This window comes from Staphylococcus caledonicus (genome assembly GCF_016238465.1).
GTDB lineage: Bacteria > Bacillota > Bacilli > Staphylococcales > Staphylococcaceae > Staphylococcus > Staphylococcus caledonicus.
Window position 1 is genome coordinate 1 of the sequence record NZ_JABTXV010000015.1, and the last position, 596, is coordinate 596.

Below are 596 nucleotides of genomic sequence, written 5' to 3' on the forward strand. Positions count from 1 at the left end.
GCAGGATTTTAAGTCCTGTGCGTCTGCCAGTTCCGCCACCCCGGCAAAATAATGGAGCGGAAGACGGGATTCGAACCCGCGACCCCCACCTTGGCAAGGTGGTGTTCTACCACTGAACTACTTCCGCGTATGCGGGTGAAGGGAGTCGAACCCCCACGCCGTAAGGCGCTAGATCCTAAGTCTAGTGCGTCTGCCAATTCCGCCACACCCGCGTATACATGTGAGCCATAGAGGATTCGAACCTCTGACCCTCTGATTAAAAGTCAGATGCTCTACCAACTGAGCTAATGGCTCTTAAATGGTGCCGGCCAGAGGACTTGAACCCCCAACCTACTGATTACAAGTCAGTTGCTCTACCAATTGAGCTAGGCCGGCTATTAAGTTTAAATGGTGGAGAATGACGGGTTCGAACCGCCGACCCTCTGCTTGTAAGGCAGATGCTCTCCCAGCTGAGCTAATTCTCCAATATAATATTTGCCTGGCAACGTCCTACTCTAGCGGAACGTAAATCCAACTACCATCGGCGCTAAGGAGCTTAACTTCTGTGTTCGGCATGGGAACAGGTGTGACCTCCTTGCCATTGTCACCAGACAAGT

At 52.2% G+C, this 596-nt stretch carries 5 tRNA genes and 1 rRNA gene; all 6 read right to left on the reverse strand.

Annotation, left to right across the window (positions count from 1 at the left end):
* Nucleotides 1-52: 52 nt before the first annotated feature.
* The 6 genes from HS848_RS12475 to rrf all read right to left on the reverse strand — a co-directional run bounded on the left by HS848_RS12475 (nt 53) and on the right by rrf (nt 591).
* Nucleotides 53-127 (reverse strand) — tRNA-Gly (locus tag HS848_RS12475).
* Nucleotides 128-130: 3 nt separating this feature from the next.
* Nucleotides 131-212, reverse strand: a tRNA-Leu gene (locus HS848_RS12480).
* Between the two features lie 9 nt (nt 213-221).
* Nucleotides 222-294, reverse strand: a tRNA-Lys gene (locus HS848_RS12485).
* Between the two features lie 5 nt (nt 295-299).
* Nucleotides 300-375, reverse strand: a tRNA-Thr gene (locus HS848_RS12490).
* Between the two features lie 13 nt (nt 376-388).
* Nucleotides 389-464, reverse strand: a tRNA-Val gene (locus HS848_RS12495).
* Between the two features lie 12 nt (nt 465-476).
* Nucleotides 477-591: ribosomal RNA gene (gene rrf / locus HS848_RS12500) — 5S ribosomal RNA — on the reverse strand.
* Nucleotides 592-596 lie beyond the last annotated feature (5 nt).